Raw genomic sequence first — 9204 nt, 5'->3', positions numbered from 1 at the left:
TGAACCTCCTGGGTCCCTTAGATTTTACTACAGGAAACCCACCTTAAAAAGCTCAAAATTTAGTCTTAAAAAACTAAGCCATTATAACCTTTATCCTTCATTTCTTTCAAGAATGCTTCTACTGGTTTAGCTGTAATACCGCATTGTGCTATAAGCCCTATAAGCTGAATGTTACTAATCTTTCTATTTTTTTAAGATGCTCTAGAAGGGTCTCTTTGAATTTCTTAACAAAAACAGAATATTGCGAAATATCAAACAAACAATCTTCTTTGCTGCGTATCGCCTTTACTTTTTCTCCATCTTCAGCGTATTTCCAAACAATACTATTCATCAAAGACATTCCACTAACATGCCTTGTAATATAGAACAAGGCATTTTTGCGAGCACCGCCATCCAGACAAATAGCTCTAACATATTGTGTTTTTAAAGTACTTTTCATTTTTTCGCTTATCGAATTATTAAAATCATAAATATCATCATACTCTACACAACCTTTATCCGTAAAATCTTCTATAAAATTTTTAAGTTTGCCGTAATCATCCGCACAACTTACAAATCTATAGGAAAAGAAAACCGGAAGAAAAAGTAGTACTTCCGCAGTAGGCAAAGACATAAACGCATCTATATCTTTCATTCCAATGCTGGTATATGTAAAAGGATCCAGAAAAATAAACTTAGGTTCTTTTTTATCTTTAAAATAATACAAAGCCCTGTTTTTTATTGAGTCAAATTGTTCGCATAAAGGTCCAATTATTTCTATCTGTGAATTCTTAGGCTCTTTATCTAAATAAGTCTTAAGATTATCGCAACAGGATTTATCCACATCATTAAACACTATCACTATTTTCGCATTCGGTCTTTTGTTTTTTATCACTTTATCATTAAGTATCTCGTTAGCTACCTGCAAAAGAACAAGCGGACTACCGTCTTTTAATCCATTTTTACCACAACCACAAAAAAGGTCCGCTATATAACACTTACCATATTGCATTAGTACTTTTGGCAAATAACTGCGCAAATATTCTTTATAAATAAGAATCTTTGCTGCCGTCAGGTCCGTCTGGTCGTCATAAAATTTATCCACTTGCCCCCCTTTAAGAATAATTATATCTTGTATTTGTCTATACCCACTAAAAGCACCTGCCCCAAATGTAAAATCTTTTAATTGATTAATCAGTTTTTAAAAAACGTATCAAATAGCCTCTTATGAAAAAAATTTACCGTCCTCTACTTATTCTTTGCTCTTTGATACTACCTGTTCTCTTTTCCTTCATTGTTTTCGCTAAACATATGTACATCACTGTTTACCGGTTGTGCTATTACTGTAGGAGTTGCTTCTACCGCTTGCACAGGAGTTGTCGGAGCCGTTTGAACAACATTCTGAACTGGCGCGGATATCGGTGCATTATTATCTGCCATTTTAAAGTCACCTCCTTTTGGTGAATTATTTCGAACAAATACAATTAAAGACATTATAATAACTATTATCGCCAAGCTTAGTGTAATATTCATCATAAAGTGCACAAGTTTTAACCTTTTATCTTTTAAAACCGACTGTTCTTTCGTTTGAACGAATTCCGTTTTCATCCAATCATTTAGTCTTGCCAAGTAATCAAAAAAATTACTTTCGTTGGCTATTTGCATTTCTTTATCATCGAACTTTATCATTTTAATTGGAACACCTTTTAAAATATTCAAAAAAGAAAAAAGTGTTACCGCAAACGCCAGCACACTAAGAGAAATAAAAACCAACAAAACAGTATATGTAATGCTATTTATCAGATGAGTATCAATCGCCCATTTTGCAAAAAATGATTCCAAAGCGAATACTATCGTCAATAAAACCATATACTTACTGGCCTTATCATCTTTTCTCGTTAAGGCGTTTTGTCTATATTCAGTTTCATTTTTAACAATTTTAAATAGTTGCAATTGTTTTTCTATATTTAAGATTTGACCCTTTTCATTTAACGACGAGCCACAATATTTGCACTTGACCGCTCCATCTTTAATTTCTTCTTTGCAGGCTTGACAGATCATCTAAGTGGTCCTTTTCACAGAAAAAGATGATGTCAAAAGAGTTACCGTACCTGTTAACTCAATATCCGTATCATCAAAATTAAAATTATCAACGTGTTCTATATTTTCTGGTGGTTTGTGTTTGTATATTAACGCGGCTTCTATTCTCTCTCTATCCGCCGAAGGAACTTGAGCAAATGAGATATAAATTTTTTGTTCTTCGTTCAAATAGCTTTTCCAATCAGGCCATTTTTCATGATTTTTTAATCGTCCTTCACCATCCCCGGACTCCCCTATGTAAATCAGCTTTTTTAAGGATTGTAATTTCCCATTTTCCAAACCAGCGGAATAAATACAATACACACCTGATTTATCCGGGATACTGTCTTTACCCGCCTCAGGCCAATATCCGTCAAAATTAACGCTAAATTTTTGTCTCATTACTAACCTCCCGAAAAGTAATTTTTAATAGCGCATTTATAAATAACTACGCAAATATTCTTTATGAATAAGAATCTTTGCTGCCGTCAGATCTATCTGGTCGTCGTAAAATTTATCGACTTGCCCCGCCTTAAGAATAATTACGTCTTGTATTCGTCCGAACCCACTAAAGCACCTGCTTTAGATGAACATTTCTTTTTATCTTTAGTGATCGGCGTACCGCTTTTTAGGCGGCCTTCTTGTCTTTTACCCAGAAGTGAAAGAACTTAGCCCTTTTAGGGTAAATCCTTTTCCCATTCCTGGTAATGTAGCGACAGAAGATTTCGACACCACCGTTATCCGATGATGCCTGTTTAATACTTTTACGCTTCATTTTTACTCGCCTCCTTTAGAGGACATGGCTCGCATCCTCCATTATAATTATTATGAGGCCATTAGGGAGGGTGGCCAAGCCGCTAAAGTGTGAGTAAAATGAACCGGCGGGTACTATCACCGCCGACCACATTTTTAAATAATAAACTTTAAAGATCATTTGTATTGTATACAAAGTATACACTATGTATACTTTGTTGTCCACAAAAATATACAGTTAAATTTTTTTTTAATCCTTTCATTGATTAATGTAGATCTATTAGCATCCACTAGTATTTTTTATTAACAACGCTAAACGCTCGACCCGTCCCCTATGTCGTTCTTTCTAATTTCTAAACTGTTACTAAAGGTTCGGTCCGTACGTCATAAAGACCCGATAATGATTTCTTTTTATCAGGTCTAACCTCAAGGTTCGATCCTGATATTATTACATATTCCCTTTAGTTTTTTCATTCACACCAATTTTTACCCGACCTCAATACGTGTATTAAAAGTTAGCAGTTACTTAAAGATGTGGCCTAAATATTTTAAAAATATATCTGCTATAAGCTATGTATGACACCCGACTTATTTTTACTTTTAACAAATATTAAAAATCAGGTTGTTTAAAGTATTCTGCAAGATTATGCTTTCTAATAAATATTTATTGCAAAACGACTTTAATATTTCTACCTTGTTTACAATATTACAAAAATTATTTTGCATTTCTATTTCCGGAACAAATACCTTTATTTTATAACAATCAGGCACTGATAAATGCTTTACCGTTGATCCTTTCCCGAGTTTTGCAATTTGGTTTTTAAAATATCTTGTCTGCATAAAATATAGCATGAAAATAGGATTTGCTTTATTGGTATCAAATCTATAGCACATAATTCTTTGTCCCAAGAATATATTATCATTGAAGTCAATAATGCCAACTTCGCCCAAAGGAGCTTCTCTTGTAAATAAAATATCATTTTTTAATGGCACCGAGCGCCTTGTCCAAATTTTATATGTCTTTTCATTTACATATTTAATGTTTTCAAGTGAAATTGTTCCATTCCTTATATTTGAAGTTCTTACCATTATATATGGTGTTTTTTCTTCTTCATTTGGGGCTGTTTTATTAACACAATCAACAATTTCCTTACAAACGTCTGAAATTCTTTTTAAGTTGAATTTTATTTCATTACTTTGCGGATCGCCGAACATGTCCAAAAATACGCTCTTTAAATACTCATCAAGCATTTTAATTGTCTCTTTGCGTTTTGCTATCAGCGATTCTGCGCGGGAAAGGACATCAGCGATACGGATTTGTTCTGCAATTGGCGGTAATGGAATTTTAATTTTTTTTAAATGACTCGGACCAAAATTCAACTGAGCAGAACCTGTAATTAACTTTCTAATTTGCGATTTAAAGATATTGGTTTTTAAGAAAAATCTGAAATAATTCATATTTAATGTTTTTTTATCAAGGGTTTTGAATCTTATTGTGCTTGTATTCATACATAGCGGTAAATGCTTTTTTTCAATAAATGCTATTTTATTGTGAAAATTATCAACAAGTACGCCCGAACTTGCAATTACTAAATCGCCTTCATCAATCATAAAATGCTTATATTTGCCGTATGCCTCTTCTTCGGAAATATATATTTTGGTAGATGATAAATCAATTAAGCCTTCATTAATGTTTCCCCCATTAATTAATTTTATACCAGTTTCTTTAAACTGCCATTTTCTTACTCCAGGACCTTCCTGAAAAAAAACAACTTCAGGTAATTCTTTAGTTTGCCACTTCATTTAACCATCTTCTCCAATTCCTCCAACCCCTTCTCTATCTCTTTCTCCATCGCCTTTAATCTTTTAAGTATAACTGCCGGTTTTTCGTACTTTACTTCTTCGTACACATCCTCTTTGTACTTACTCATAGACAGGTCATAACCTTCTTTAACAATGTCCTTTCTATCCACAAAAAAGCACTTTGTCTTTTTATCGTTTTTCTTTTTGCTGTGCCTTTCTTTAAACTGCTTTACTATGTCCTGCAAATCCCCGTTTCCGTCCTGCTTTGTTCTTTTGTCGTCCAGGCTGTAACCGTCTGATTCCATATTATAGAACCATACTTTTTCTGTTTCCCCGCCTTTAGTAAATACTAAAATTGCCGTACTGACACCCGCGTATGGTTTAAATACCCCGCTTGGCATAGTAATAACCGCTTTTAATTCGCATTTATCTATCAATATTTTGCGGGCATCTACAAATGCACCGCCGGAGCCGAACAAGACCCCCTGAGGAACAATAACGCCGGCTGTTCCGCCTGTTTTAAGCAGGTTATATATATTTTCCACAAACAATAGTTCTGTCTTTGTGGTTTTAAGTTGCAGGCTTTCGTTTATGTCGCCTTTGTCTATACTGCCTGTAAACGGCGGGTTTGCCATTATTATCTGATACTTATTGGATTCCATAAAACTTTTGCTTAGTGTGTCTTTGTAGTCAATATGCGGGTTGTCTATGCCGTGCATCATAAGGTTCATAAGCCCAAGACGCACCATTGTTACGTCTATGTCGTAGCCGTATAAACTGTCATTTAAGATTTTACTTACCTTTTTTGTAAGCAGGCTGGAAACCGAATTTCTTATAAACCCGTCTTCATCGGGTTTAAGTTTGGCTTTGTTTTTATCCAGCTGCGTCACCATGTACTGATACGCGCCAAGTAAAAATCCGCCTGTGCCGCAGGCAGGATCTGCTATCATATTGCCAAGCTGCGGAGCTACAAGCTCTGCTATTAATTTTATTATGTGCCTGGGTGTCCTGAACTGCCCGTTTTTACCCGCTGATGCTATTTCGCTTAGTAATAATTCATATACATCGCCCTGTATGTCCTGAAAAGCCTGCCCGCCCTGTTTTGCGTCTTTTTCTATTTCAAGAAAAATATCATCTATTGTAGAAATCGCTTCTGTAAGCAGTGAAGGCTTTGGGATTATAAAAACCGCGTTTTTCATGTGATGAGTAAACGGGCTTTCATCCCCGTTTAACTGTTTTAAAAACGGAAACACCTTCTGCTGAACATGATTTAACATTTCTTCGGCCTGCATGTGTTTAAAATGGCTCCACCGCAGGGTCTGCTTATCCACTTTGGCGTCTGTTCCGGGTATTGTAAATTTACCCGCGAATTTAGATTTATATTCATCACCGGCAAATTTAGCGTCAGCGATATTTTTAAGGTCCAAATCATCAAGGCGCTTCATAAATAATAAATACGTAATCTGCTCTATGGCTGTAAGCGGGTTGGATATTCCGCCGCTCCAGAATTTATCCCATAACTGGTCAATCTTACTCTTTATTGCAGGGCTGTTCTGTAACATCAGTTCACCAATCCTTTTGTGAATTCAACTATTTCGTCTATTTCAGAGGGCTGAAACACGCCCCTTATACCCTGCGGATGCAGTATTGTAAAAGGCGCTTCTATAAGGTCGCGCTTTTGCAGTGTTTCTTTTTCAAGTATGAAATTCTTTAATACATCCAGAAACTGCAGCTGGGCAACACTTAAATAAGTATGATTTTTTATAAAGGTATCAAACGCCATTGAAACCGTATTGGAAAAAGTATCCAGTTTTTCAAGCCCCAATATATGCCTTATAAACTGCAGAAGTTTTGCCTTGCGGTTTCTGTATACACTTTTAAGCAGTTCTTCCGTTATATGCGGGTGTTCGTTATGAAGCGTTTGTGCAAGTATTTCAGCTTCCTTTGCCGAAACTTCCCTGCCTTCTTTAATTTTCTGAAGTATCGGATTTGTTTCAGTCAGCTGATTTATAAGCTTTTCCACCATTTCTTTATACCTGCTTACGCTTACGGCTTCGTGTTTTGGCCCGAATTCAACCATTTCCTTGACCGCCACTTCATCTTTTAAATCAAACTTTTCCGGGCCTGTTGTATTTATCTGCCCGTCCCTAAACTTCATAAGAGCGGACAGCTTTTCCGCCACTTCATCAAAATCACCATCTGTTGCCGCCGCCCAAAAGTTATTAGACTGTGTTTTTTCAATCAGTTCTTTGTGTTTTGCCACAATATTAACAGACAGCGGAAGCTCGCTTATAATTTCTGTAATACTGTCTTTTAAAGCTTCGTATTTTTCTTCTTCACCGGACAGCCTGGCAAGCGACGCTTCAAGCAGGTCTTTTTCAAAACGCATGGATTTAAAATCAACCTGCGAAACCGTCCGAAACAGCGGCATAATTGAATTCTTTAAAAAACCCAGTTTTTCAGGCGTCAGCTTTACCCAGAAATTATCATCTGATATTTTATTAAGCTCTGTAGCCGCTTCTTTTATTATTATGGAGTTTTCAGGCAGTTCATTTATCTTTTGCCTTAATTTTATAACTTCTTTTACAGATATATCCGCATACCCTTTTTCTATCGCCTTTGCAATCTTATCTATTCTTATCCCCGCAAAGCGCACAGGAAGCGGTATCTGCTGAGCTATGGATTTGCCTTTTGGGTTTATCTTAAAATATTCAAAGTTATCCCAGCAGTCAAGGATAAGGAATTTGTCTTTTTGGGTGCACCACGGCTTCATTTTATCCTGTTCAAGCAGCCTTGTGCCGCGGCCTATCATCTGCCAGAATTTGGTGTATGAAAATACCGGTTTGGCAAAAACTAAATTTACAAGCTCTCTTATATCTATACCAGTGTCCAGCATATCCACACTTAGGGCTATTCTTGGCATATCATTATTTTTAAACTGGTCTAAAAGCCCGCCTTTGCCGTATACGCGCGGGTCATCTGATACTATTACTTTTGCAAGTTCTCCCTTGTGCTCCGGATACATCGCGTCAATTATCTGTTCCATCCTGCGGGCATGCGACATTGAAGCGCAAAAGAATATTGTCTTACCGGGCAGCACGCCGCTTTTATCCTTTATGCATTCTTCCATAAACTGCCTTACTATAAGGGAGTTTGTGCCTTTATTAATAACTGTTTTTTCAAGTTCTGTGCCTTCGTAATTAATTTCTTCTATTTCTTTGCCCTCTGCCATCAGGCGCATCTGGTCATCAAGGGAAATTGTCCTTTTGCTTATACCGTCATCCTGAAACCTGGTATGTATTTTCATAACTTCAAAATCACATAAATACGGCGGGTTATTATTAACCGCTTCTTCGTAGGTGTATGCAAATGTAGGCAGCCCGTCTTCGCAGTTAAACAGTTTAAACGTATTATGGTCTATGGCGTCTGTCGGCGTGGCTGTTAAGCCTATGTTAATGGCTTTAAAGTATTCAATCACTTCTCCGTATGTGTTGTATATGGAACGGTGGCTTTCGTCTATTACCACAAGGTCAAAAAAGTGCGGTGAAAGCTGCTTTTCCCTTATTATGTTAATCATGGTCTGATAAGTGCTTACATAAACGCGCCTGTCTTTTGATATTTCACGCTCCCCTGTCTTTGGCCAGCGGGGTTCGTTTGGCAGATGTTCCTTAAAAGCATGCAAAGCCTGCTCCTGCAGCGCGATTCTGTCCACCAGAAATAATGTCCGTTCCACCCATCCGGATTTCATAAGCGCGTCAACCAGCGCTATGCAGGTCCTTGTCTTGCCTGTGCCTGTTGCCATTACAAGCAGAAAGTTCCTTTGTTTTTTCTGTATGCCTTCCATAACCGCCCTGATAGAGCGTATCTGATAATCCCTGCCCGCAATATTGGTGTTTATCATTTCATCGGCAAGGTGTTTTTTATATTCCCTGATATGCGCCATGCGCTCTAAATCATCGCGGGTCGGGTATCCATATACTTTTCTTGGAGGGTAATTTCCTATGTCCCAAAAATAAATCTCAAGGCCGTTTGTATAAAAACAGAAAGGCAGGCTTCCGCCATACTGTTTTTGAATATTTTCGCAGTATTGTTTCGCCTGCTCGCGCCCTATAGACGCGTCTTTTGACGTTTTCTTTGCTTCAATAACCGCAACAGGCAAGGCGTTTTTACCTAAAAGCACGTAATCGCTGAACTGATGCCCGCCATAAGGCGCGGGAGTTTCGGTGACCATATCCGGGATTGTTATATCAAATTCGGTTTGAACCTGGGTTGGGTTGTTTACATCCCATCCGGCTTCGTTTATTTGCCTGTCTATAAGCTCTTTACGCGTCTGATTTTCTGTGCTCAATTTAGTGTTTTCCCTTTGTTCCCTTTTTATATTTATACTGTAACACACTGATAAAAATATTACAATTTTGAATCTCATTTATTATGGCAGCGGAAAGATAAAAGCGGGCGTTTGGATGGTAGAATTTGACATGTGCAAGCCTTTCCCGATCGCCGCATTTTATTCCATTTTGGTATACGGGGGTCTTCAATCCACGAAATTTAATTTGTCTTTGTATCTGCAAAATCCCAATTACCGCAATT

At 37.1% G+C, this 9204-nt stretch carries 6 protein-coding genes; all 6 read right to left on the bottom strand.

What is annotated here, in order from left to right; genetic code table 11:
- Nucleotides 1–157 precede the first annotated feature (157 nt).
- Nucleotides 158–1084 carry a three-Cys-motif partner protein TcmP gene (gene tcmP / locus JXR81_09695; protein MBN2755114.1) on the bottom strand — a complete coding sequence of 309 codons (927 nt, stop codon included), beginning with the start codon at nucleotides 1082–1084 and terminating at the stop codon, nucleotides 158–160.
- 167 nt (nucleotides 1085–1251) lie between these two features.
- Nucleotides 1252–2040, bottom strand: coding sequence for a zinc ribbon domain-containing protein (locus JXR81_09690; protein ID MBN2755113.1), 789 nt, complete (start codon nucleotides 2038–2040; stop codon nucleotides 1252–1254).
- Nucleotides 2041–2460 carry a GIY-YIG nuclease family protein gene (locus tag JXR81_09685; GenBank protein MBN2755112.1) on the bottom strand — a complete coding sequence of 140 codons (420 nt, stop codon included), beginning with the start codon at nucleotides 2458–2460 and terminating at the stop codon, nucleotides 2041–2043.
- Nucleotides 2461–3411: 951 nt separating this feature from the next.
- A complete protein-coding gene (locus JXR81_09680; GenBank protein MBN2755111.1) occupies nucleotides 3412–4614 on the bottom strand; it encodes a restriction endonuclease subunit S in 1203 nt (400 codons plus the stop codon).
- The gene (locus JXR81_09675) at nucleotides 4611–6176 is read right to left on the bottom strand and encodes an N-6 DNA methylase (protein ID MBN2755110.1); all 1566 of its coding nucleotides are present in this window, start codon (nucleotides 6174–6176) and stop codon (nucleotides 4611–4613) included. Before JXR81_09675 ends, JXR81_09680 begins: the two co-directional genes overlap by 4 nt.
- Nucleotides 6176–8962: a DEAD/DEAH box helicase family protein gene (locus JXR81_09670; protein MBN2755109.1), complete on the bottom strand. Its 2787-nt coding sequence runs from the start codon at nucleotides 8960–8962 to the stop codon at nucleotides 6176–6178. The genes JXR81_09675 and JXR81_09670 overlap by 1 nt, the downstream gene beginning before the upstream one ends.
- Nucleotides 8963–9204 lie beyond the last annotated feature (242 nt).

The sequence above is a fragment of the Candidatus Goldiibacteriota bacterium genome (genome assembly GCA_016937715.1).
Taxonomy (GTDB): Bacteria; Oederibacteriota; PGYV01; order PGYV01; family PGYV01; genus PGYV01.
This window is presented reverse-complemented; position numbering and strand designations above follow the sequence as displayed.